Source organism: Arthrobacter sp. RCC_34 (assembly GCF_041360795.1).
Lineage (GTDB): Bacteria > Actinomycetota > Actinomycetes > Actinomycetales > Micrococcaceae > Arthrobacter_E.
In genome coordinates, this window is record NZ_JBFUPW010000001.1 from 679,234 (window position 1) to 703,697 (window position 24,464).

Genomic DNA, 24,464 nt, shown 5'->3' on the forward strand with positions numbered 1-24,464 from the left:
CCGTTCCGCCCCGAGTAGTTCAGGAGAATTGGTGAACGCTGATCTGGTTGTTGTCGGTTCAGGCTTTTTTGGTCTGACCATCGCGGAACGGGCCGCGCGCGAGCTGGGACTCAAGGTGGTGGTCCTGGACAAGCGTCATCACATCGGTGGCAACGCGTACAGCGAGACCGAGCCCCAGACCGGGATCGAGGTGCACCGCTACGGAGCCCACCTCTTCCACACCTCCAACGAGAAGGTCTGGGAGTACGTCAACCGTTTCACCACCTTCACGGATTACGTGCACAAGGTCTACGGCGTGCACAAGGGCGAGGTCTACTCGCTTCCCATCAACCTCGCCACGATCAACCAGTTCTTCCGGGCGAATCTGACGCCCGGCGAGGCGAAGGCACTGATCCAGGAGCAGGCCGGCGAGCTCGCGGGCACGGATCCCCAGAACCTCAACGACAAGGGCATCCAGCTGATCGGCCGCCCTCTGTACGAGGCGTTCATCAAGCACTACACCGGCAAGCAGTGGCAGACGGATCCCAAGGACCTGCCGGCGAGCATCATCTCCCGACTCCCGGTGCGCTACAACTACGACAACCGGTACTTCAACGACAAGTACGAGGGTCTGCCCACCAACGGTTACACCGCGTGGATCGAGAAGATGGCGGAGCACCCGAACATCGAGGTGCGCCTGAACACCGATTTCTTCGACGACTCGCACGAGTACTCCAAGTCCAAGGTCGTCGGCAGGATCCCCGTGGTCTACACCGGCCCCGTGGACCGCTACTTCGACTACGTCGAGGGCGATCTGTCCTGGCGCACGATCGACTTCGAAGAGGAAGTCCTGCCGATGGGCGACTTCCAGGGCACGAGCGTGGTGAACTACAACGACGAGGACGTCGCTTACACCCGCATCATCGAGCCTCGCCACTTCCACCCGGAGCGCGGTTACCAGGAGGAGAAGACCGTCATCATGCGCGAATTCTCGCGCTTCGCTGACAAGGGTGACGAGCCGTACTACCCGATCAACACGCCCGAGGACCGCGAGAAGCTCCTCAAGTACCGTGACCTCGCAGCAGCGGAGGACATGGTCCTGTTCGGCGGCCGGCTCGGCACCTACAAGTACCTGGACATGCACATGGCCATCGGCTCCGCCCTTTCCATGTTCGAGAACAAGATCCGTCCCGCCTTCGCGGACGGCGCCAAGATGGAAAGCGGTGGGGTGGACGCATGAGCTCCGAAACGACGGCAGCAGCGAACGAGTGGACCTGTCTCCAGAGGGTGATCCTGCCCGAGGTGACGCAGATGGACACCGCTCCTCTGTACATCGACATGGGGTCCGCGATCGGACGCTCCATCCCCACGATTCCCGGCGCGGCGCCTTCCGATACTTCCCGGGCTGGGACCAGCGCGCCGACCCGCGAGGTCCACTCGGAGGACTTCCTGAGCCGCACCTCGACGAAGGTCCGTGAGGGTGAACGAGCCTCCTTCGGCACCTACTTCAACGCCTTCGCCGCGAGCTACTGGCGCCGCTGGACCACGCTGGATGCCGTGCAGCTCCGCGTGCACACCTCCGGCACGGGCACCGTGATCGTCTACAAGTCCAATGCGCGAGGCTCGCTCCAGCGCGTGGCCACCCAGCGGGTGTCCGGGACGGCGGAGTCGATCTTCGACCTCACGCTCGCCCCGTTCGGCGACGGCGGCTGGTACTGGTTCGACCTCGTGGCCGGCTCCGAGGCGCTGCTCCTCAAATCCGCCGAGTGGGGGACTCCCACGCGCGGTCCGGAACTCGGTTCCGTGACGATGCAGATCACCACGCTCAACAAGACCGACTACTGCATCAACAACTTGCGCCTCCTCGCGCAGAACGAAGACGCGCTGACCCACGTCAAGGAGATCCTGATCGTCGATCAGGGCACGCAGAAGGTCTCGGACGCCGCAGGGTTCGACGAGGTCAAGGAACAGCTCGGCGACCGCCTCCGCATCATCAACCAGGACAACCTGGGCGGGTCCGGCGGCTTCGCCCGCGGCATGTACGAGTCGCTCGAGAATGGCAGCGACTATGTGCTGCTCATGGATGATGACATCGTCGTCGAGCCGGAGTCCATCCCGCGCCTGCTGACTTTCGCGGCGTTCTGCCGCAAGCCCACCCTGGTGGGCGGTCACATGTTCGACCTCTACAACCGCACGGTGCTGCACACCTTCGGCGAGGTCGTGAACCCTTACCGCTTCCAGCCGGATGCCCCGCACCCGGACATGCAGATGGGCCACGACTTCATGGCCTCCAACCTGCGGCAGACCCCCTGGCTGCACCGCCGCGTCGACGTCGACTACAACGGCTGGTGGATGTGCCTCATCCCCACGTCCGTGATCCGCGAGATCGGCCTTTCCCTGCCGGTCTTCATCAAATGGGACGACGCCGAGTACGGCCTGCGTGCCAAGGCGAACGGTTACGCCACGGTCAGCCTTCCGGGTTCCGCCGTCTGGCACGTCTCCTGGATCGACAAGGACGACCTGGTCGGCTGGCAGGCCTACTTCCACGCCCGGAACCGTGCCATCGCGGCGCTCCTCCACAGCCCGTACGAGCTCGGCGGCCGAGTGCTCAAGGAGTCCCAGTTCGCGGACATCAAGCACATCGTGTCCATGCAGTACGCGACCGTGGAAGGCCGCCAGTGGGCCCTCGATGACCTCATGGCCGGTCCGGACCGTCTGCACGAGATGCTGAACACCCGGCTGCCGGAGATCCGTGGCATGCTCTCGCAGCACCAGGACACCGTCTTCAAGAGCGATCCTGAGGCGTTCCCGACGCCCAAGATGGCGAAGCCCCCGAAGAACGGCAGGGGCTTCAGCAAGCCGAATCTGGTGACCCTGCTGCCGTGGACTGCCAGGACTGTGATCCGCCAGCTGTTCGTCCCGGTCAACGAGCTCAGCAAGGAATACCCGCAGAGCAAGGTGGCCCACCAGGACAACAAGTGGTGGACGGTCTCCCAGTACGACTCCGCCGTGGTCTCCAACGCGGAAGGCACCGGCGCGTCCTGGTACCGCCGCAGCCCGGAGAAGGTCCGCAATTATCTGGCCGGCTCGAGCCGCCGTCACGCGTCGCTCCTGAAGGAGTGGAAGACCCTCCGCGAGGTCTACCAGAAGGCTCTGCCGGAGATGACCTCCGTCGAGTCCTGGCGGAAGACCTTCGAGAAGCACACGCAGCCGGGGGCTGAATGACGCAGGCAGAGACGGGTCTGGTCCAGCCAGGCCTGGGACGTGGCCTCCGGGACGTCTTCAGGGAGCGCTATCTCCTGAAGCTCCTGGTGGGCAAGGAACTGAAGATCCGCTACCGGGGCTCGGTCCTGGGGCTTCTGTGGTCCTATGTGAAGCCCGGCGTGCAGTTCGCCGTGTTCTATGTGGCGCTCGGCATCTTCCTCGGCCTGGAGAAGGGCCTGCACAACTATGCGGTGTATCTCTTCTCCGGCATCGTCCTGGTGAACTTCTTCTCGGAGTCGCTGAGCAACGCGTCCCGGTCCATCGTGAGCAACTCCGGCCTGATCAAGAAGATCTACCTGCCGCGGGAGCTGTTCCCGGTCAGTTCCGTCTGGGTCTCGGGGGTGCATTTCGTGCCCCAGCTCGCGGTGCTCCTGATCGCCTGTATCGCGACGGGCTGGAAGCCCGATTGGCACAGCGCCATCGCGATGGTCGGAGGGTTCCTGGTCGTGGCGATGTTCGCCATCGGCTTGGGTCTCTTCTTCAGCGCCGTCAACGTGTTCTTCCGCGATGTGGAGAACATCGTCGACCTGTTCCTCATGGTCGCCACCTGGGCCTCGCCCGTGATGTACCAGTGGACCATGGTGCGCAACGCTTTCGGGAGCACCTGGTACACGGTCTATCAGTGCAACCCGCTGACGATCGCCGTCGAACTCTTCCACTACGCATTCTGGATGCCGACGACGGACGGCCGGGCCCCTGCGGCTCCCGACCACCTGCTGAGCCTCTGGCTGCCGATCGGCCTCGTGGTCTCGGCGCTCGTGATGCTGCTGGGCCAGTGGACGTTCCGCAAGCTCGAAGCCCGTTTCGCCCAGGAGTTGTAGACCGTGAACGAATCTCCGATCGCCGTCGAGGTCCGGGGCATCAGCAAGCAGTTCGTGCTGAGACATTCCCGCTCCATCAAAGAAGCCATCGTCTGGCTGTTCAAGGGCCGGAAGGGTGACCTCTCCAGCAAGTTCCACGCCCTCAAGGACATCAACCTGGAGATCCGTCAGGGTGAGAGCGTCGCGTTGCTCGGCCTGAACGGGTCCGGCAAGTCGACGCTGCTGAAGCACATCTCCGGTGTCATGACGCCGGACGAGGGCACGGTGCGCACGCGGGGCCGGGTCGCCGGCCTGATCGAGGTCGGAGCGGGCTTCCACCCGGACCTCTCGGGCCGGGACAACGTCTTCCTCAACGGCGCCATCCTGGGGATGACCGAGGAGCAGATCACGGAACGGTTCGACTCGATCGTCGAATTCGCCGAGATCGAGCAGTTCATCGACACCGAGGTGAAGTTCTACTCCTCCGGCATGTACCTGAGGCTGGCCTTCTCGGTGGCGGTGCACACCGATCCCGAGGTGTTCCTGGTGGACGAGATCCTCGCGGTGGGCGACGAGCCCTTCCAGCGCAAGTGCCTCACCAAGATCGAGGAACTGGTCAACGCCGGGAAGACACTCGTCGTGGTGAGCCACGATCTGGACCTCGTGCAGCGGATCTGCCGCCGGGGCGTGCTCCTGGAACATGGCAACCTCGTGATGGACGGACCGAGCCACGACGTGGTGGAACTCCTGCGCAGCCGTGAGAATCGCTGATGTTGCCGACATGCGCTCCGCGACACCTGCCGCTTGGCTATTCTTGGACATGAAGAAGACGACGCCGGTCAGATCCTGACCTGGCGGGTAGAAGATGAGGATCACCGACACGTGAAAATTGCAGTCATCGCCCTGGGCAAGATCGGGCTCCCGCTTGCCGTCCAGTTCGCGTCGAAGGGCCACGAGGTGGTCGGCGTCGACGTGAACCAGACGGTGGTGGACCTGATCAACCAGGGGCAGGAACCGTTCCCCGGTGAGGCCCACCTTCAGGAGAAGCTCTCCGAACTGGTGCCCGCAGGCAAGCTGAAAGCGACCACCAGCTACGCGGAGGCCGTCCCCGGCGCCGACGCGATCGTCCTCGTTGTCCCGCTGTTCGTCGACTCCGAGGCCCGTCCGGACTTCGGCTGGATGGACGCCGCGACGGCGGAACTGGCCAAGCACTTGACCCCCGGCACCCTCGTCTCCTATGAGACGACCCTGCCGGTCGGCACCACCCGCACCCGCTGGAAGCCGGCCCTGGAGGCCGGTTCCGGTCTGGTGGAGGGCAAGGACTTCCACCTGGTCTTCTCCCCGGAGCGTGTCCTCACGGGCCGCGTCTTCGAGGACCTCCGCAAGTACCCCAAGCTCGTCGGCGGACTGAGCGAGGAAGGCGCCCGCAAGGCGGTCGAGTTCTACGAAGCCGTGCTCGACTTCGACGAGCGCCCCGACCTCAAGCGCCCCAACGGTGTCTGGGACCTGGGCTCCGCCGAGGCCTCCGAACTCGCGAAGCTCGCCGAGACCACGTATCGCGACGTCAACATCGGCCTCGCCAACCAGTTCGCCCGTTTCGCCGGTTCTCAGGGGATCGACGTCTACCAGGTGATCGAGGCGTCCAACTCGCAGCCGTACAGCCACATCCACATGCCCGGCATCGCCGTCGGCGGCCACTGCATCCCGGTGTACCCGCGTCTGTACCTCTGGAACGATCCGGAGGCCACCGTCGTGCGCGCGGCCCGTGCCGCCAACGCCGACATGCCCGACTACACCGTGGGCCTGCTGGAAGGCGCCTATGGCGACCTCAGCGGAGCCCGCGTCGCCGTGCTCGGCGCCGCTTACCGCGGCGGCGTGAAGGAGACCGCGTTCTCAGGCGTGTTCGACGCCGTGCGCTCGCTCGAAGCCCGCGGAGCCACCGTCACCGTGCACGATCCCCTCTACACCGACGCGGAGCTGGAGAAGCTCGGCTTCACGGCGCACCACCTGGGCGAGCCCGTGGACGCTGCCGTCGTCCAGGCCGACCACGCCGAGTACCGCGAGCTGACGCCCGAGGCGCTGCCCGGGATCAAGGTCTTCGTCGACGGCCGCCGGGTCAGCAGCGCGGAGCAGTGGCCGGGCGTGACCTACCGGGTCATCGGCAAGGCCTGAGGCCGGAAGGGAACAGTCATGAGCGCATTCATCGCACCCGGAGCGGACGTCTCGGACGCCGCAGTCCTGGGCGAAGGGACCAAGGTCTGGCACCTCGCCCAGATCCGTGAGGAAGCCACCCTCGGTGAGAACTGCATCGTGGGCCGTGGCGCCTACGTCGGCACCGGGGTCCAGATCGGCGACAACACGAAGATCCAGAACTACGCCCTCGTCTACGAGCCGGCGAAGCTCGGCAAGGGTGTCTTCATCGGCCCCGCCGTCGTGCTGACCAACGACACCTACCCGCGGTCCGTGAGCCCCGACGGCTCGCTCAAGAGCGCACACGACTGGACCCCGGTGGGCGTGACCATCGAGGACGGCGCGTCCATCGGCGCCCGCGCGGTCTGCGTCGCCCCGGTGACCATCGGCCGCTGGGCGACCGTCGCGGCGGGCGCCGTGGTGGCCAAGGACGTCCCGGCGTTCGCGCTCATGGTGGGCGTCCCGGCACGCCGGGTCGGCTGGGTCGGCAAGGCCGGCGAGCCCCTGAAGCAGGACGGCGAGTACTGGGTCTGCCCCGCCACGGGTCAGCAGTACCGCGAAAACGGAAACACTCTTTCGGAAGTCGAGGACAACGCATGAGCACGGAATTCATCCCGGCAGCCAAGCCGATCATCGGGGACGAGGAGCGCGCAGCCGTCGACGCCGTCCTCGCGTCGGGCATGCTGGCCCAGGGCAAGGAGGTGGCCGCGTTCGAGAAGGAGTTCTCCGACGTCCTGCTGGACGGCCGCGCCTCCGTGGCCGTGAACTCCGGCACCTCGGGCCTGCACCTCGGCCTCCTGGCCGCCGGGGTGGGCCCGGGCGATGAGGTCATCGTGCCGTCCTTCACCTTCGCCGCCACGGGCAACTCGGTCGCCCTGACCGGCGCCACCCCCGTCTTCGCCGATATCGAGCTGGACCACTACACGCTGGACGTGGATCACGTGGCCTCCCTCATCACGGACAAGACCAAGGGCATCCTTCCGGTGCACCTGTACGGCCACCCCTTCGCCGCGGAGGCCTTCGCCAAGCTGGCCGAAGAGCGCGGCGTCGACCTCTACGAGGACGCCGCCCAGGCGCACGGCGCCAGCCTGAACGGACGCAAGGTCGGCACCTTCGGCACCTTCGCGATGTTCAGCCTGTACCCGACCAAGAACATGACCAGCGGCGAAGGCGGCATGGTCTCCACGCCGGACGCCGACGTCGAGCGCCGCCTGCGTCTCCTCCGGAACCAGGGCATGGAGAAGCAGTACGAGAACGAGCTGGTGGGCTTCAACGCCCGCATGACCGATCTGCACGCCGCGATCGGCCGCGTGCAGCTGACCAAGGTGGAAGGCTGGACCGCGCAGCGGCAGTCGAACGCCGCATTCCTGGACGCGAACCTCGAAGGCGTGGGCACCCCCAAGGTCGCCGACGGCGCCGTGCACGTCTACCACCAGTACACGATCCGCGTCCCCGAGGACCGCGACGGCCTGGCCAAGGCCCTGCGCGAGGAGTACAACATCGGCTCCGGCGTCTACTACCCGGTCCCGAACCACCGCCTGCCGTCCTTCGACCGCACGGAGGACCTGCCCAACACGGAGGCGGCGGCCCTCGAGGTGCTGTCCCTCCCGGTGCACCCGTCCCTCAGCCAGGACGACCTGGAGCGCATCGTCACCGCGGTGAACACGCTCGTCAAGGCAGGTGCCTGAGCCATGGCGAATCTGCGCGCAGGCCTGATCGGCCTCGGCATGATGGGGCGCCACCACGCCCGCGTGCTGAAGGAGATCGACGGCGTCGACCTGGTGGCCGTCGCCGACTCCTTCGGTGATCCCCACGGCGTGGCCGGGGGAGTGCCGCTGCTGTCCTCCGTGGAGGAACTCATCGCCCAGGGTCTCGACATGGCCGTGGTGGCCGTTCCGACCGGTCTGCACGAGGAAGTGGGACTCGCCCTCGCCGAGGCCGGTGTCCACACGCTCGTGGAGAAGCCGATCGCAGCCTCCGTCCCCGCCGGAGAGCGTCTCGTGGAGGCGTTCGACGCGAAGGGTCTTGTCGGCGCCGTCGGGCACATCGAACGCTTCAACCCGGCCCTGCAGTCGCTGCGGGCGCGGATCGAAGCCGGCGAACTCGGCGACGTGTACCAGATCGCGACGCGCCGCCAGGGCCCGTTCCCGGCCCGCATCGCCGACGTCGGCGTCGTCAAGGACCTCGGCACGCACGACATCGATCTGACGGCGTGGCTCGCCCAGAGCCCGTTCGCCACGATCTACGCGCAGACCACGACTCGCAGCGGACGCCCGCACGAGGACATGGTGGTGGCGACCGGCCGTCTCGAGGGCGGCGTGATCACCAACCACCTCGTGAACTGGCTTTCGCCCATGAAGGAGCGGATCACCATCGTCACGGGTGAGAAGGGCGCCTTCGTCGCCGACACCGTGACGGCCGATCTGACGTTCTTCGAGAACGGCACCGTGGCCACGCAGTGGGAGTCCATGGCGGCTTTCCGCGGCGTGTCCGAGGGCAATGTGACCCGCCTGGCGATCGCCAAGCCGGAGCCGCTGCGCACCGAGCACGAAGCCTTCCGCGACGCCATTCTGGGCATCCGCAACGATGTGGTCACCATGCGCGAAGGCCTGGCGACGCTGCGCGTTGCCGAGGCCTGCCTGGAGTCCGCCGCGACGGGCAGCACCGTGGAGCTCTCCGCGTAGTGTCAGTGCCCACCAAGACCCTGATCGCCACCAGGCTGTTCACTCCTGAGGTCGGGGCCGCGGCCTTCCGGCTGCAGGCCCTGGCCGACGGCCTGGTGGAGGACGGACTGGACGTCGAGGTCCTCAGCACGACGCCGCCGCGCTCCGCCGGGCCCTGCCGGGACTCGGTGCGGGTGCGGCGCTGGCCCGTCCTGCGAGACGCCGGCGGTAACGTCCGTGGCTACGTGCAGTACCTGAGTTTCGACGTGCCCTTGTTCTTCCGCCTGCTGCTCAGCCGGGCGGACGTGGTGGTTTCGGAGCCGCCGCCCACCACCGGACTGGTGGTGGCGGTGAGCTCCCTGCTCCGGCGCCGTCCGTTCGTCTACTATGCCGCGGACATCTGGAGCGACGCCCTGCAGGCGATGAACGTCGGCGGGCCGGTGCACAAGGCGCTCCGGGGCATCGAGGGATTCGTGCTGCGCCGGGCGCGCGCCGTGATCGCGGTCTCGGACGGTGTCGCGGACCAGGTGGCGTCTTTCGGCGTCCCCCGGGACCGGATCCACTCCGTGGGCAACGGCATCGACATGTCGACGTTCGTGCCGGACGGCGCCGTCGCCGATCAGAATGCCAAGCCCTACTTCGTGTACACGGGCACCATGTCCGAGTGGCAGGACGCCGGGATCTTCATCAAGGCCCTGGCTCAGCTGCCCGGGAACGTGGAACTGCGCTTCTTCGGCCAGGGCTCCGATGAGGAGGCACTCAAGGCCCTCGCGGACCGTGAAGCCTCCGGCCGGGTGCACTTCGGCGGGGTCATTCCCGCGGAGGAGGCCGCCCGGTGGATCCGGGGCGCCGCTGCCGCGGTCGTGAGCATCAAGCCGGGCCAGGGCTACGACTTCGCCAAGCCCACCAAGATCTACGCCGCGGCCGCCTGCGGCACCCCCGTCCTCTATGCCGGGACGGGAGACGCCGCGCAGCTCGTGTCCGACGGCGGTCTCGGCGCTGCGAGCGACTTCACCCCGGAGGCGGTCGCCTCAGCCATGCGTGCGGTGCTGGACGACCCGACCTTCGGTGGGACACAGAGCCGTGACGGCCGGGTCGACTGGGTCCGCGAGAACGCCTCCCTCGCGGCCGCGGGGCGTCGTGCCGCCGCGGTCGTCCGGACGGCGGCGCGCAGCGCGGGCTGACGCGCCGACGCGTTCAGGGAGGGAGATCTCCCGGCGGAACAGACGACGGCGGCGGGACACCTCAGGTGTCCCGCCGCCGTCGTCTGTCGTACCGGGTGGGGTCACTCGCCGCCGAAGGTGTCCAGGAGCGCCTGGGCGGTGCGGGCGGCGGCCTGGCCGTCGCCGTACGGGGCGGCGTCCGTGGGAGCCGGCGCGGGACGCTGGACAGTGGAGGCCAGAATGCTCAGGTCCTGATCGACCAGGACGTTCCAGCCGAGGTCGACGGTCTCGACCCACTCGGTCTCAGGGCGGATCGTCGTGCACGGGACGCGGAGGAGGAAGGCCTCCTTCTGGAGCCCGCCGGAGTCGGTGACCACGCCGGCGCTGCGGGACACGGCATCCACGAGCTGCGGGTAGGCCAGGGGCTCATTCGGGACCAGGGAACCCGCCGCGAGATCGATGCCGTGCTTGTCGGCCAGGGCACGGAGCCGCGGGTGGGCGAGCAACAGCACGGGCTTGTCGAGGCCGGCGAGCGATTCGATGATCGCGGAGAGCCGCTCGGGGCTGTCGGTGTTGTCCGGGCGGTGGATGGTGCACACGTAGTAGCCGCCGTCCTCCAGGCCGTGGGGGAGTGCCGCGGGCTCGGTGGCCAGACGGTCGCGGACGGCGTACAGGACGTCCGTCATGACGTCGCCCACCAGGATGGACTTCTCGCTCAGACCTTCAGTGGCCAGGTGATCCATGGCGACCTGGGTGGGGGCGAGGAGGAGATCGGAGGCATGGTCCGTCAGGACGCGGTTGTGCTCCTCCGGCATGCGGCGGTTGAAGGAGCGCAGGCCGGACTCCAGGTGAGCCACGGGGATGTGGATCTTCACCGCGGCGAGTGCCGCCGCGAGGGTCGAGTTCGTGTCGCCGTAGACGAGCACGACGTCGGGCCGCTCCTCTTCGAAGACACGCTCGAGGCCCGAGAGCATCGCCCCGGTCTGCTCGCCGTGCTTGCCGGAGCCGACCGCCAGATTGTGGTCGGGCTGGGGGATGCCCAGATCGCGGAAGAAGACGTCGCTCATCAATTCGTCGTAGTGCTGTCCGGTGTGGACGATCACGTGATCCGCCTTGCCCTCCAGGGCTTTGGCGATGGGTGCGAGCTTGACGAATTGGGGTCGCGCGCCGACGACGGAGAGGATCTTCATGGGGTTCAGGATATCGGTCCGTCCGACGGAGGGATGAACGACGAGTGGTAGCCTGCCTGGGTGAAGGAAGCCACCGTCTCTCCGGCAGTCGACGTCATCATCGCCACGCACAACGCCGGACGGCCTGTGGAGCGTGCAACCCGCTCGGTGCTGGACGGCTGGGACCCAGCCAACGGCGCAGTCCGGGTGTCCGTCGTATGCCACAACACCGACTCCGGTCCCATCCGCGAGCGATTCGGTGACGAACTTCCCCCGCAGGTCCGCTTCCTCGAACTCCGGGACGGCATTCCGAGTCCTGCCGGTCCTTTCAACCATGGACTGTCCCAGGCGACGGCCCCCTATGTCTCCATCATGGGCAGCGACGACTGGCTGGAGCCTGGAGCCCTCCGTGGCTGGTGGGAACTCGCGGAAGCCCGCCACAGCAGCGCGGTGATCCCTCGCCAGGTCCACGCTGACGGCCGCATCGTCAGGACGCCGCCGATCCGGTCGTGGCGCCGTGGCGAGCTGAACGCGGTCAAGGACCGGCTCGGATACCGGACGGCGCCGCTCGGCCTGTTGCGCCGGTCCGTGGTCGATGAGCTGGGGCTGGCCTTCTCGGTGGGCCGTCGCAGCGGTGAGGACCAGGAGTTCTCGACCCGCCTGTGGTTCCAGGGGGGCCGGATCGACTTCGCGGGCCGCCGCGGGAGCTACGTCGTGGGCGATGACGCGGCGGACCGGGTCACCAGGGACTTCAGGCCGCTCTCCGAGGACTTCGCTTTCGTCGACGGCATCCTGCACTCGGAGTGGTTCCCGCAGCTCAGCGCCGTGGAGCAGAGGTCGGTGGGTGCGCGGATCATCCGGGTTCAGTTCTTCGCCTCGGTGCAGGCGCGCGTGGAAGCCGCGCTGTGGGACGACGGAGCCAGGGAAGCCGCAGCGACCACGGCGGAGCTGCTGATCAGCGCGGTCCCGGCCGCCTTGGATGTCTTGTCACGGGAGGACGCGACCGCGTTCTCCCTGATCAGGCGCAGAGCCGGGGACGCCGAGCTACGGACCGCCTTGAGCCGCCGACGGCGGTTCGGGACTCCGGGAACACTGCTCACGTCGGATACGGCGAAGCTGCTGGCGCCGGACGCTCCTCTGCGGTTCATGGTGGCCTCAGTTCTCCTGCGGTGACGGCGGGGATCCACGGGGAACAACGGGATTGTGGAATACTGGACGGGTGAGCCGCACCTGGATAGTGATACCGATGTACAACGAAGCAAGCGTTGTCGGATCGGTCATTGAGGGGCTACTCCCGTATTTCCCTCACGTCGTCTGTGTCGATGACGGCAGCACGGATGGTTCACAGGAGGTGGCCCGCCGTGCGGGAGCCACCGTCGTACAGCACCCGGTGAATCTCGGTCAGGGCGCTGCGCTCCAGACCGGTTTCGCCTTTGCGCTTCAGGATCCCGAGCTGGACTGTGTCGTGACATTCGACGCCGACGGCCAGCACCGCGTCGAGGATGCCCTCGACATGGTGGAGATCATCCGCCGGGGAGACGCCGACGTCGTGCTGGGTTCCCGGTTCCTCGATGGTCGCACGCAGATCGGCTGGCTCAAGCGGCTGGTGCTGAAGGTCGCAGCGGTGCAGTCCCGGTTCTCCACGGGCATGAACCTCACGGACGCCCACAACGGTCTCCGGGCCATCGGGGTCTCCACTCTGAGCCAGATCGATCTGAAGCAGAACCGGATGGCGCACGCTTCGGAACTGGTCAACCAGCTGGCCACCATCAAGCCGGTGTGGGTCGAGCACCCCGTGGAAATCATTTATACGGACTATTCCAAAGCCAAGGGACAGTCCTTGCTGAACTCGGTGAACATCATCGCCGACCTCTTCTTTAGGTGAACCGTGCAGATCTTCGTACAAATCGTCCTGGTTCTCGCCGTCATCCTCATTTCGCTCGCCCTCATGCGGGGCGGCGTGAACGCACGTCACATGGCGATCCGCCGGATCTTCCTGGTGGTGTTCGCTTTTGTCGCGGCACTGTCCGTGATCTTCCCTGAGATTCTCAGCGCCGTGGCTCACTTCTTCGGCATCGGCCGCGGCGCCGACCTGGTGCTGTACGGCTTCATCGTGGCCTTCCTGGTGTCGTCCGCCACGACCTTCCAGCGCTTCCGCCAGATGGAGAGCACCACCACCAAGCTGGCTCGCCGCATCGCCCTTGACGAGGCGGACCGCCCGTGGGAGCGCGATGCTCAGGAAGACGACGCCGCCGCACGGTAAGCCGACTGCAGGAGGGCCACTTGGTCAGCGGCGCTGTGGTTCTTACGGACCCACGCAGGACCGCTCAGACGTGAGGCCATCGCCGCCGGATCTTCGAGGGTGACTCTGACCTGCTCCACGATCTCCTCCGGCGTGCCCTGCAGCACCGGTGGTTCGCCCGCAGGGCCGGTCCACTGGGTCCCTGGGCAGGCGACCACGACGCCGGCGGCCAGCGCTTCGAGTTCACTCACCGCGAGAATGCCCGCCGACTGGCCGACCACGACGCTCGCCCCCGCGAGATAGTCCAGGAAGTCGCCGTGGGGCATCTTGGGGACCAGGCGGACGCCCAGTCGCTGCGCTTCGGCGGCTCCCGGACCCCAGTCCAGACCGAGCACCTCGGCGTCGGGAAAAGCCTTGACCAGGGCGGCCGCGGTTTCGAGCTGCAGGGCCACATTCTTGGAGTCGTCCCAGCGCGACGCGAAGGAGATCCGGGTCCTTCCCTCGGGCGCGGACCACTCCGGGATCCTGTCGAACATCAGGGGAGCCGGTAGGTACTGCGCGTCCGGCCGGGCGGCGGTGGCGTTCTCCTCGAGGTCCAGCGTCGTGTAATAGACGCCCTGGGCGCCGTCGATCGCACGCTGGATCTGGTCATGGAACGCAGGCTGTGGCCACTGCGTCCGGATGTCTGTGCCGTGCAGGTGGAGGAGATACGGCTTCCGGGGCAGGAACGGCTTGTCGAAGACGGACGGCGTCGTCCCGTAGTGGAAGTGGAGGACGTCATGCCCCAGGGCCGCGCTGGCATGCCGCAGCTGGTAGGGCAGCTGAGCCAGGCGGGCCTTCATCCCTGAGCCGAATCCCTGTCCCGGGCGGACGGCATCTGGTGGCATGAAGTCCCAGCTGAGGTTCCGGCGGTGCGCCTCGTCGACAAGGGTTCTGGCCACGTTCGCACAGTCGTTGATGTGGATGACGCGGGGCTCGAGTTCAGCTGGCACCGTCCTATTATCGCCGATCCGGCTCTCGCGGAGTTCAGGTGTCGCGACTGTAGACTTGTCCAGATGAGCAATGTGACTTCTTCGGCGCCTGTCCGGCGTGCTGTGCGTGTGAATGCAGACCGGTCCAGCAGGACGGGGCAGCTGTGAAGGCACTTTTGAGGACTTACCGGAACGTACTGAGCATCATGCCGGCGTCGAGTGTGCGTTTCCTCGGCCTGTATTCGTTCCTCCTGGCAGTGCTCTCCTTCTTCGACGCCTTCGCCATGGCATTGCTGGCTCTGGTCATCGCCCCTCTGACGAGTGGCGGAGTTTTCCGGGTGCCGATCCTCGGGTGGGAGGTGTCCGGTCCTGGCTTGTTCTGGGTCATCGGAGCCATCTGCACGCTGATCGTGCTGAAGGGCGTTTTCGCGGTTCTCCTCCAGTGGTGGGCCACTCGGCGCTTCGCGGCGGTGGAGCTGGAAATGGGTGACCGGCTCTTCGACGCGTATCTCAAAGCGCCGTGGGTGGAACGTCTTCGCCGGAACTCCTCGGATCTGGTGCGTATCGCGGACGTGGGCATCGCCAACACCATTGCAGGATTCCTGCTTCCCGCCGTCTCACTTGTCGGGGAGGCCTTGACGTTCGTCGTCGTCCTTCTCGTGCTCGTGGTGTCTGCGCCGATCACAGCGCTCACCTCGGTCATCTACCTCGGCGCCGTGGGTCTGGTGCTCCACCTCCTGGTGTCCCGTCGGTCGATGGTCGCAGGCCGGGTCAACCGGGACTACTCCTTCAAAGTGGCGCAGCTTCTCACCGAGATGGTGGGTGCGCTCAAGGAGATCACGCTGCGCAACAAGAGCGCCGAAGTCGCTGCGGTGGTTCATGCTGACCGGATCCACACCTCCCGCGCTCGGGCGAACATCCAGTTCCTGGGAATCGTCCCGCGCTATGTGCTGGAGTCGGCCCTCATCGGCGGATTCGTGGTGGTCGGGCTGGTGGGCTTCCTCACCGCCGGCACTGCGGGTGCAGCGTCTTCGGTGGCACTTTTCGCCCTTGCGGGCTTCCGTATGGCTCCCAGCATCCAGCGATTCCAGAACATCATCACGCAATGCGCCACGGCGGCGCCGCATGCCGAAGTGGTGGTCGCGGACGTGAAGTCGATCCAGCTGGCCGCGGAGAGTGCGACCACGGTGACGACGGCGGGCACACTGCCAGAGCATGCCACATCCCTGGAACTGCGCCACGTCGGATTCCGGTACCGACCGGACGCGGAGCCCGCCCTTCGTGACGTCGATCTGACGATCCCGTTCGGCAGCACGGTGGCGTTCGTCGGTTCCTCGGGCGCCGGCAAGTCAACCCTCGTGGATCTGCTCCTGGGTCTGGTCGAGCCGGACCAGGGCGAGATCTCCATCGGAGGGAAGCCCCTGAGCGGGATGCTGACCGACTGGCGGTCGCGTGTCGGGTACGTGCCGCAGGACGTGTCGCTCTTCGACGGCACGGTCGCTCAGAACGTGGCCTTGAGCTGGTCCAGTGACTTCGACCGCGATCAAGTGCGCGAAGCCCTGAATGGCTCTCAGCTGCTGGAAGTCGTCGAAAGGCGCGACGGCGGGTTGGACAGCGTCATCGGCGAACGCGGACTCTCGTTCTCCGGCGGCCAGCGCCAGCGGCTGGGCATCGCCCGAGCCCTGTACGCCCGGCCGACGGTTCTGGTCATGGATGAGGCGACGTCCGCTCTCGACAACGCGACGGAGGAGGCGATCAGCAAGTCGGTCCAGCAGCTCCACGGGAAGGTGACTGTCATCTTGGTGGCTCACCGCCTCTCGACGATCCTCCACGCCGATGTGATCCACTACATGGCGGGTGGCACGATCGTCGCGTCCGGCACCTTCCAAGAACTCGTCCGCACGGTTCCGGAGTTCGCTCAGCAGGCAGCGCTGGCGGGTCTCGTCGATGAGCGGACCATCCGGTGATCGATGTCGAAGTCGTGGTTCCAGTGCACACGGTGGATCGGCCGCTGGAACGTGCCGTGCAGTCCGCCTTCGCCGGAAACGATGACGTGTCGGTGAGGGTGACCATCGTCTGCCACAACATCACTCGGGATACGCTGACGGCCTCGGTGCCCGGACTGGTGGGGCGCGAAGACGTGCGATTCCTGGAACTCGAAGACGGGACGGCGTCGCCCGCAGGCCCCAAGAATCTGGGGTTGAGGGCGGCCACCGGACGATACCTGACGGTTCTCGACTCGGATGACTTCTTCGCTCCCGGTTCGCTCGCCGCATGGTCCAAAGTCCTGGACGAGACCGACGCGGGGCTGCTGGCCGCACCCCTGCAGGATGAACACGGCAACCGGATTCTCACGCCTCGTAGCCGCTGGGGCCGCACGAGTGCCCTGGACCCTGCCCGAGACGGGCTGGCCTATGCCAGCGCACCGCGTGGCCTGTGGCGTGCGGATGTCTGGGAATCCGCGGGCGCTTCTTACACCGAAGGTCTCGGCACGGGCGAGGACCTCGAGATCGGCCTCAGGCTGTGGTTTTCCGACGCCCGGATCGAGTATCCCCGGAGCGGCGTCTACCATCTGACGAGTGGCGGTCCCGACCGTGTCAGCGCCCGCCGCTGGACGCTGCAGGAGGAACTTGAACCGATTCTGCGGCTCGATCAGAACTGGCTCCAGTCCCTGGGGGTGCGGCAGCGGAGCGCGATCGCCGCGAAACTGTGGAGGATCAACGTCTTCGCCGCCTTCCTCCGCCACGCTGACGACCCGGCACGCGGCGGAACTGACACTGAGGTGCTCTCGGCCGCATGCGCCGTCGTCCGTGAACTCGCCCCCGAGGTCCCGCTGAGCATCGCGGAGCAAGCCTTCGCGGACGGGATCTCTTCGTCCGCGAGCCAGCCGGAGCGATGGCCCGTGGTGGCGGATGCATATCGGCGCTCCGGGCGGCTGTCGCGAATTCTTCCCGCCGTCTGGCGGTGCGGCCTCCGCGCCGAGGGGCCCCTCAGAGGTTTTCTCCGTTCATACCTTCCTGTGCGCTGACTCGTACACGATCCGCTCACACTGTCCAAGCCAGAGGAACCATGACGACCACACCGTCCCTGCTCATCATCTCCTTTTCCCGGATTCCATCTGACCCGCGTGTCCTCAAGCAAGTGGAACTGTTCAAGAGCCGTTACCGGGTGACCACGTGCGGGTTGGGAGAGGGACCAGAGGGTGTTGACGAGCACATTGCCTTGCCTGTAGATGCCCAGGCATGGCCGTCAGACAAGGCCTCGCTGATACTGCGCCGTTACGCCCATGTCTACGGCGCGATCCCGGCGATCGCGGCTGCACGGGAGGCGCTCCGAGGGCGCCGCTTCGACATGATCCTGGCCAACGACCTGAATGCCGTTCCTCTGGCGGTGGAACTCCAGCCCCGGCTGGGAGTGCACGCTGATCTGCACGAGTACGCGCCCAGCGAGAAGGAGACCGTACGGACCTGGCGTTGGTTCGTCGCCCCGTATCAGCGCTGGCTGTGCCGCACCTACTTCCCGTCGCTCTCCAGTGCTACCACCGTCTCCCAGGGCATCGCCGACCGTTACTCGGCGGAGTTCGGCATGCCGTTCGGCGTGGTCACGAACGCGGCGCCCTTCCAGGAATGGTCACCTGGGGCCACGGGGCCCGGTATCCGGTTGATCCACAGCGGGGCCGCTCAGCGGTACCGCCGCCTTGAGTTGATGATCGACGCCATGGAAGAAGCCCCCGAGGGAGTCACTCTCGACCTGGTCCTGATGCCGAACGAGCTCGACTACCTGGAGGAGCTTCGCCAGCGCGGTTCGAGTGTCTCGAGCGTCAGCTTCCGCGACCCCGTCCCTCATGCAGAGATCGTTTCGGATCTGCGGGATTACGACGTTGCCCTCGTCTTCCTCCCACCGAGCACGTTCAATCTGAAGCAGAGCTTGCCGAACAAGTTGTTTGAGGCCGTCCAGGCGCGTCTGGGCGTCATCATCGGCCCGTCACCGGCCATGCAGACGCTGGTCGAGCAGTACGGTTTCGGCACGGTGATCGATGATTTCGCGCCGGAGACACTGGCTGTAGCCATCAAGAGCCTGACGCCGGAGACCGTGGACGGATGGAAGCGGGCTGCCCACCGGGCGGCGTCGCCTCTCTCCGCCGAAGAGCAGGTCAAGGGCTGGGAGAACGCTTTGGCGGCCATCGCGGGCCGGGCCTGATCGTCCGGGGCCCGGCGCGTTCAGCGGCTTCCGGGAAGCCCGGAGTAGATCGACTCCAGCGTCTGCTCCAGGGCCACCGGGCTGTGGTGCGTGATCGCCCAGGCACGGCCCTGTCGGGCGCGCGCCTCGGCGTCGTGGGGTGCTTGCAGGATCGAATCCACCTGCTCGGCCACTTCTGAAGCTGAAGCGGCCTGGAACAGCGCCACGTCCTCCGGGACGGGGGCGAGGGCGAAGTTCGCGATGAGAGGCCGCGCGGCGCACAGCGCCTCGACGTCGCTGATCCCCAGCACCCCGAACGCAAGCTGTCCGATCACGATCTGAGACCGTTCCAACCGCTTTCTGAACTCCGTGGGTTCGAGATGCGGCAAGAGTGCGATCCCTGCCGCGGCCGCCGCTTCGCGGTGCGTTCCCCAGTCGAGCCCGGCCAAGGTCAGTTCCGGATGCCGCTCCGCGATGATCTTGGCGGCCTGGAGGAGATCGACGGCACCTTTGGTGTCATCCCAGCGGCTCGCGAAGAAGACTTCGCCAGTGACCGGCTGCTCCGTGGGCTCTTCCAAGGAGGCCATGGTGACGGGAGCGGGGAACCACTGCGCATCGGGCCTGATGGCTGTGACCGCCTCCCGTAGATCGAGGGTGGAATAGAGGACGACATCCGCTGTGCGCAGGGAATGCAGCACGACGGGGCCGAGCCACCGTGAGTTCAGATCCTGGCGCACGTCGGTCCCGTGCAGGTGGAGGACGACACCACGCCGGCCCCAACCGTAGTAACCCGACACGCCATAGTTGATGTGGAGAACATCAGGCTTTGGTTTCAGGGTCCGGACTGCGAAGAGGTCCTTCAGCCGGGCCACGAGAATTGCGAGCGGTGAGCGGCCACGACCGGCAGGCACGTCGCGCAGCGTCCAGTCGAGCCCGAGGGAACGGGCCACTTCGATGACGGCCCGCGACGTTCCGGAGAGGTCGCCGAGATGGAGAACGCGGGGGCCCCTCATCGACAGCCCTCGATCTTGTAGAGGCGTGCCTGGCCTTGCTGGTCGACCAGCTTGACCTTTTTGAGCCGCGACAGGTCGGCGGAACTGGGGAACGTGTAGGTTGCCGTGCTGGGTGCCAGATCGGTGGTCCCGAAGTCGAGGATATACATGGCGTTCAGCTTCTTGGCGCTCGCGCAGACTGAGGGGTCGGTGTCCAGACTGTTCAGCCCGGTGGTCAGGTTGAGATCATCGGGAGAGGGAGTCGAGCCCATGGCGGGCAGGATCACGGATCGGCCCGTGTAGGCGTATGCCAGGGCAGCCCCGGATGACGGCAGTCCGATCAGCACTGAGCCGGCGGGAACCTCGCGGTCCAGGCGCCTCAACAGCTTTTCCTCATCCGAGCTGAGCAGATTCTTCGGGAAGTCTGGCCTGAAGGCCCACTGCCCGCGGAGCACCCCGGAGTTGAGGTTGGGGTTGATTGTGCTGTTCTGAAGAGCAAGTCCGAAACCTCCGGCCAGCACGACGGCGAGCACCGCGGCAAGGGGCTTCAGCACGGACGGGCCTGTCGCGCCGATCGCGGCGAGAGCCCGTGTCAAGACCTTCGAGATGAATCCCCAGATCGCCCACAGTGTGAACGCGGCCAGTGGGATGGCGAGCACCACGTTGAGCGCTGCAAGCCGATGGAAATCGTGGTACCAGGTCTGGGTCAGGAAGTCTCGGTACGGGCTGTCCGGCATGCCCGTTGCTGAGACATAGAGCAAACACGTCAGCGCGAACCACATCACGAACCACGGTGCCCGGTGCTGGCGGAGCAGGATGACCAGAGCCGACACCACCAGGAGCGTCATGAACCAGGCCTCCGGCAAACCGGGCATGGAGAACGTCAGGGCTTCGCCGAGGGCCCGACCGGGGGAGGTGACAGGCGGCCAATGCGCGCCGAATTTCGAAGGCCGCAGCTTGAGCCAGAGTACGACGAATACCACGAGATAGGCGGCAAGCGCCGCGGTGAACCAGAGGAACCGGCGGAGGCCTCGCATGTGGACGAAACGGCGCAACTCGCGCCACCAGAGGACGGCGAACAGCACCGATCCGAGCAGGAGGAGTGTCAGGATCGCCGAGGGGTGGGCGAGACCCGCTCCCGGGAGGACACCGACCAGTAGCACGGCCGGAACGACGCGACGCCGCCAGGCGCGGAATGGACTCTGGAAGACCGCAAGCGCCAAAGCGAGGGCGGCGGGCAGGAGGACGAGCGAGAGGAGATTGGGGTAGAGCGTTCCCCAGTCCAGCAGGTGCAGGGGGAAGAATGCGAAGGCGCAGCACACGGCAGAGGTGGTGAGTGCGGCTCCTGCCGTGGAGGGCACCAGAGCCCGGGTCAGGAGGAAGCACGCCAGCGGCCAGACCAGGGTGAGGAGAGCGACCGTGGTGCCATTCACTGCCAGAGGGATGTCGGCGCCCGACAGTTGGGCCACAAGCGAAACCGTGTCGTGCCATGCCCCGGGGTAGAAGCCTGGGTTGTTGGTCGGGTCGAAGCCCGTCAACGTCAGCGAGGACCCCTTGCCGGTGTCGAGGATGTAGCGGATGGCGTTGAGGTGGAACACGTTGTCATAACGCTGGGAGAAGTGTTCCGGGACGCCGATCATCTGCGCGAGGCGGCGCATCATGAATGCCGCCGAGAGAAGTAGCCCCAGCGCCACGCTGAGAATGTGGACGATGCGCCCGGACCGCAGCCCAGCCCGCCCAGCCTCCGCTTCCGGCAACCATCCACGCTTCCTCAGGAACCACATCAGCAGCACGCTGAGTGCCGCGGCGAGGGCGGTGAATCCCACGAGCACCCAAACGTTCCACGGGACCCTGACCAGACCACCGGCGATGGCGGCGAGTGCGATCAGGGTGATCGAGAGGGGTGCTGAAACCGCTGCCCAGGTGAGCCCGCGCGCTCCCAGGATCCGTCCCACGACGGCTCCTGGGAGGACCAGGACGAAGGCGGCGGCGATCGTCGCCGGAAGGGCCGGAAGCCAGGAATTCAGCACTGAAGGCCTTTCTCGGATCGGACTGAGGAGGCCCTGAGGCCCCGGTCAGTCTAGCAACCGATCACCGAAGTGAGCCGCGGGCCACTCCCGGTGCGAGAGCGGACTCAGGCATCCCCGTGCCGCCATAGAACCACAGCGAGCCCGCCGTGTTGATCCCGATGAAGTCCGGCCGGCCGTCACCCGTCAGATCGCCCGTCGGCGCGAGGTCCTTGTAGGCCGTCCAGCCGCTCCTGCCGACCTGCCGGCCTGGCGCCAGATAGGGCGCCGTTCCGGTCCCCTGGTAATACCAGAGCGTTCCGTCGCGGCGGACCGCGTAGAGGTCAGTTCTTCCGTCCGCATTGCCATCGAGTGCCAGCACCGAGGTGAAGTTCTGCCACGACGAGTTGCCGATCTTCTGGGGCGTGGCGAAGGTAGTGTTGCCGTTGCCCGGGTAGAGCCACAAGGTGCCGTCAGGTTTGATGCCCACCAAGTCCCAGCTTCCCCTGCCGCTGAGGTTGCGCACGGCCTGGACCGTTTGGTAGATGTTCCAGCCGCCACCGATCTGACGCGGGGCGGCGAAACGAGGCAGGCCGTTGGCGGGACCGTTGTTAGCGGAGAACCACAGTGTGCCGTCCGGGCGGATGGTCAGGACGTCGCCACGCCCCGTGCTGGTGAAGTCACCGAGGAAGGCTGTCTTCACGGGCCCGAACGAAGTGGTCAGCACCGTTCCGGCACCAAGCTGGCCCGAATTCGTCCCGGAGTAGAACAGGGTCTTGCCATCGGGATAGATGCCCAGCGTGTCGGCAGGACCGCTGCCGTTCAGGTTGAACCCGCCGGTCACAGCGGCGAACGCCGTCCAACCGCCGTTGCCGATCTTCTTCGCCGTGGAGTACCCGGTGGAATCACCCGCCGCGCCAGGGTAGAACACGGCCGTGCTGTCGGCCCGCAAAGCCAGCAGGTCGGGCTGTCCGTCCTGATCAGCGTCGCCCGTGCTCAGAAGCGCGCTGAACTGCCCCCAGCCGCTGTTCCCGACCTTGAGCGGCGCGCCGAAGGCGTTGCCTGCCGTGTCGACCGTCCCCAGCGCGGGGAACAGCAGGAGGGCACCCGTGGTGTCTGAGGCGATGAGGCCGGGAGTTCCGGACTTCGTGAAGGACGCGCTGAGCGTCATGAGGGGATAACTGCCCCAGTTCGTCCCGGCGAGCTTCCGTACCGGGCCGAATCCCGATGCGGAGGCGCTGGGGGCGGACAGGCTGGGGATCAGGTAGAGGGAATTGTCCTGACCGAGGGCCAGGAGGTCAGGGCGTCCGTCACCGTTCAGGTCTGAACCACCGAGGATCCGACTGTAGGAGGACCACTGGAGGCCGGGGAGCCGGACCGCGGGTGCGTAGCCCTGGTTTCCGGAGTTGACGGCTCCGGTTCCGGCGTAATACCAGGCCGAGCCATCGGGACGGATGCCGAGAAGGTCGGGTCGTCCGTCGCTGTTGAGATCTCCGACTCCGATGAGCTGCTGATAGACGTTCCAGCCACGACCGATCGAGGTGGGCGTTCCGTACCCACCGGCGCCATTCCCCGGGAAGAAGGCGAGGGTGCCGTCCGGCCGGATGCCCACCAGATCGGGCCGCTTGTCGCCGTTGAAGTCGCCGACGGCGGTGAACCGGGTGGAGTCGCCATAGGTGGCGAAGCGTGAGAGGCCGGTCAGGTCGCCGTTCCACACATTGGAGTCGCCGGCGAAGGGTCCTTCGTCGCTGTACTGCCAGATGCTGTACTGCTGCCAGCTGGCCGGGAGGGTTCCGGGGGTGTTGCTCGCGGACGAAGGGTACGCCGCGATCCACAGCGGGTAGGAGGAGAAGGCCGCGGAATTGCCGGTGCAGCGGGTCCACCAGTCGGTGGTGGTGTAGATGACGGGGTAGCGGCCGGTCAGCTGCCGCATGGTGTTGCCGAAGTCGGTGATCCACTTGACCATCGGGGCGCCCGCGAGGTTGTAGCAGGTGTCGCCCGAGTTGTATCCGAGGTCGGTGCGCCCCACATAGGGGTTGTACTCGATGTCGAGGACGGGAGGGAGGGTCCGGCCGTCGCCGCTCCAGCCGCCACCGTGGGAGGCGAAGTACCGCGCCTGGTCCGCGCCGGAGGACCAGCTGGGGATGGCGAAGTGGTAGGCGCCGCGCACCATGCCCTGGTTCGCGGACCCGTTGTACTGGGAGGCGAAGTTGTCGTTCGTGTAGTACGTGCCCTCACTGGCCTTGACATAAGCGAAGCGGGAGCCGAGGCTCCACTGGCTCGCCCAGTTCACATTTCCTTGCCAGGCGCTCACGTCCTGGCCGGGCACTCCGAAGGATGGCCGCCAGTGCGAAGTGCTGAAGGCGGCGGGGGCGGTGCGGGACAGCCCGGTCGCCGAACCCGAGAGCCCGCTCGTCGGTGATTCATCAGCTGTCTCCGGCGCCGTGAGCGCCTCGGGCTTCGGAGCGGGTCCATCGCCGGGTGGCGTCAGGAGCCGCTTCTTCTCGCCGTTCGTGCGCATGGTCGCGCCTTCGCGCCCGACCGCATGGCGTGCGACGGCGGGGTCGCCCGCGGTCTGTCCGTTCGGCAGAGGCTCGGACGGCGCCTGGGGGAGCCGGGTGGGCGCCGGCGCGGCGGTCGACGGTCCGCTCGGCTCAGGCGTGGGGGCCGCGGCCGCGGTGTACGCGACGGAGACGAGCAGCACGGTGGACAGCGCAGCCGACGTCAGACTCCTGGCCAAAGATCGACGACGGTGGGCGGGGGAAGCGGGCTGGAACCCGTGGTGCATGAGACGTCTCCGTGGGCAGAGGAGGAGGGGGAAACACGGGAGTGGGGCGGACTCACGC

Annotated in this window: 20 protein-coding genes; 14 read left to right on the forward strand and 6 right to left on the reverse strand. The window is 66.7% G+C overall.

Features of this window, described 5'->3' with window-relative positions; genetic code table 11:
- Positions 1-31 precede the first annotated feature (31 nt).
- From glf to AB6732_RS03190, 9 genes are all read left to right on the forward strand, one after another.
- Positions 32-1,219, forward strand: a complete 1,188-nt coding sequence (gene glf, locus AB6732_RS03150) for a UDP-galactopyranose mutase (RefSeq protein ID WP_066211078.1) — start codon at positions 32-34, stop codon at positions 1,217-1,219.
- Positions 1,216-3,204 (forward strand): glycosyltransferase, encoded by a 1,989-nt coding sequence (locus AB6732_RS03155; RefSeq protein WP_370958223.1) that lies wholly within the window; start codon positions 1,216-1,218, stop codon positions 3,202-3,204. The genes glf and AB6732_RS03155 overlap by 4 nt, the downstream gene beginning before the upstream one ends.
- On the forward strand, positions 3,201-4,064 hold the full coding sequence (locus AB6732_RS03160; RefSeq protein ID WP_370958225.1) for an ABC transporter permease: 864 nt from the start codon (positions 3,201-3,203) through the stop codon (positions 4,062-4,064). Before AB6732_RS03155 ends, AB6732_RS03160 begins: the two co-directional genes overlap by 4 nt.
- A gap of 3 nt (positions 4,065-4,067) precedes the next feature.
- Positions 4,068-4,814, forward strand: a complete 747-nt coding sequence (locus tag AB6732_RS03165; protein ID WP_066211072.1) for an ABC transporter ATP-binding protein — start codon at positions 4,068-4,070, stop codon at positions 4,812-4,814.
- A gap of 111 nt (positions 4,815-4,925) precedes the next feature.
- Positions 4,926-6,215 carry a nucleotide sugar dehydrogenase gene (locus AB6732_RS03170; RefSeq protein ID WP_370958227.1) on the forward strand — a complete coding sequence of 430 codons (1,290 nt, stop codon included), beginning with the start codon at positions 4,926-4,928 and terminating at the stop codon, positions 6,213-6,215.
- A gap of 18 nt (positions 6,216-6,233) precedes the next feature.
- Positions 6,234-6,833, forward strand: coding sequence for an N-acetyltransferase (locus AB6732_RS03175; RefSeq protein WP_066211068.1), 600 nt, complete (start codon positions 6,234-6,236; stop codon positions 6,831-6,833).
- Entirely contained in the window at positions 6,830-7,921 is a 1,092-nt protein-coding gene (locus AB6732_RS03180; RefSeq protein ID WP_370958229.1) for a DegT/DnrJ/EryC1/StrS family aminotransferase, read from the forward strand. Before AB6732_RS03175 ends, AB6732_RS03180 begins: the two co-directional genes overlap by 4 nt.
- Before the next feature lie 3 nt (positions 7,922-7,924).
- Positions 7,925-8,917 carry a Gfo/Idh/MocA family protein gene (locus AB6732_RS03185; protein WP_066211065.1) on the forward strand — a complete coding sequence of 331 codons (993 nt, stop codon included), beginning with the start codon at positions 7,925-7,927 and terminating at the stop codon, positions 8,915-8,917.
- Positions 8,917-10,080 (forward strand): glycosyltransferase family 4 protein, encoded by a 1,164-nt coding sequence (locus AB6732_RS03190; protein WP_370958232.1) that lies wholly within the window; start codon positions 8,917-8,919, stop codon positions 10,078-10,080. The genes AB6732_RS03185 and AB6732_RS03190 overlap by 1 nt, the downstream gene beginning before the upstream one ends.
- Positions 10,081-10,181: 101 nt before the next feature.
- On the opposite strand, the gene wecB is transcribed toward AB6732_RS03190, so the two are convergent.
- A complete protein-coding gene (gene wecB, locus AB6732_RS03195; RefSeq protein WP_370958234.1) occupies positions 10,182-11,249 on the reverse strand; it encodes a non-hydrolyzing UDP-N-acetylglucosamine 2-epimerase in 1,068 nt (355 codons plus the stop codon).
- 60 nt (positions 11,250-11,309) lie between these two features.
- Here wecB and AB6732_RS03200 point away from each other — a divergent pair, with 60 nt between their 5' ends.
- The 3 genes from AB6732_RS03200 to AB6732_RS03210 are packed head-to-tail and all read left to right on the forward strand — an operon-like array spanning position 11,310 to position 13,491.
- Positions 11,310-12,401 (forward strand): glycosyltransferase, encoded by a 1,092-nt coding sequence (locus AB6732_RS03200; RefSeq protein WP_370958236.1) that lies wholly within the window; start codon positions 11,310-11,312, stop codon positions 12,399-12,401.
- Between the two features lie 46 nt (positions 12,402-12,447).
- Positions 12,448-13,113 carry a glycosyltransferase family 2 protein gene (locus AB6732_RS03205; RefSeq protein ID WP_370958237.1) on the forward strand — a complete coding sequence of 222 codons (666 nt, stop codon included), beginning with the start codon at positions 12,448-12,450 and terminating at the stop codon, positions 13,111-13,113.
- A gap of 3 nt (positions 13,114-13,116) precedes the next feature.
- The gene (locus AB6732_RS03210) at positions 13,117-13,491 is read left to right on the forward strand and encodes a DUF2304 domain-containing protein (protein WP_370958239.1); all 375 of its coding nucleotides are present in this window, start codon (positions 13,117-13,119) and stop codon (positions 13,489-13,491) included.
- Here the strand turns inward: AB6732_RS03210 and AB6732_RS03215 are convergent.
- Positions 13,464-14,462 (reverse strand): hypothetical protein, encoded by a 999-nt coding sequence (locus AB6732_RS03215; protein WP_370958241.1) that lies wholly within the window; start codon positions 14,460-14,462, stop codon positions 13,464-13,466. The genes AB6732_RS03210 and AB6732_RS03215 overlap by 28 nt on opposite strands.
- Before the next feature lie 185 nt (positions 14,463-14,647).
- Here AB6732_RS03215 and AB6732_RS03220 point away from each other — a divergent pair, with 185 nt between their 5' ends.
- Together AB6732_RS03220 and AB6732_RS03225 are read left to right on the forward strand one after the other, a co-directional pair.
- On the forward strand, positions 14,648-16,408 hold the full coding sequence (locus AB6732_RS03220) for an ABC transporter ATP-binding protein (RefSeq protein ID WP_370958243.1): 1,761 nt from the start codon (positions 14,648-14,650) through the stop codon (positions 16,406-16,408).
- Positions 16,405-17,469, forward strand: a complete 1,065-nt coding sequence (locus AB6732_RS03225) for a glycosyltransferase family 2 protein (protein ID WP_370958245.1) — start codon at positions 16,405-16,407, stop codon at positions 17,467-17,469. The genes AB6732_RS03220 and AB6732_RS03225 overlap by 4 nt, the downstream gene beginning before the upstream one ends.
- A 748-nt stretch (positions 17,470-18,217) precedes the next feature.
- Here AB6732_RS03225 and AB6732_RS03230 read toward each other — a convergent pair.
- The 4 genes from AB6732_RS03230 to AB6732_RS03245 form a co-directional block, all read right to left on the reverse strand.
- A complete protein-coding gene (locus AB6732_RS03230) occupies positions 18,218-18,265 on the reverse strand; it encodes a hypothetical protein (RefSeq protein WP_370959584.1) in 48 nt (15 codons plus the stop codon).
- Between the two features lie 396 nt (positions 18,266-18,661).
- Positions 18,662-19,633: a hypothetical protein gene (locus tag AB6732_RS03235; protein WP_370958247.1), complete on the reverse strand. Its 972-nt coding sequence runs from the start codon at positions 19,631-19,633 to the stop codon at positions 18,662-18,664.
- Positions 19,630-21,642, reverse strand: coding sequence for a DUF6541 family protein (locus tag AB6732_RS03240; protein ID WP_370958249.1), 2,013 nt, complete (start codon positions 21,640-21,642; stop codon positions 19,630-19,632). The genes AB6732_RS03235 and AB6732_RS03240 overlap by 4 nt, the downstream gene beginning before the upstream one ends.
- 61 nt (positions 21,643-21,703) lie before the next feature.
- Positions 21,704-24,406, reverse strand: a complete 2,703-nt coding sequence (locus AB6732_RS03245; protein WP_370958251.1) for a GH25 family lysozyme — start codon at positions 24,404-24,406, stop codon at positions 21,704-21,706.
- Positions 24,407-24,464: the final 58 nt, after the last annotated feature.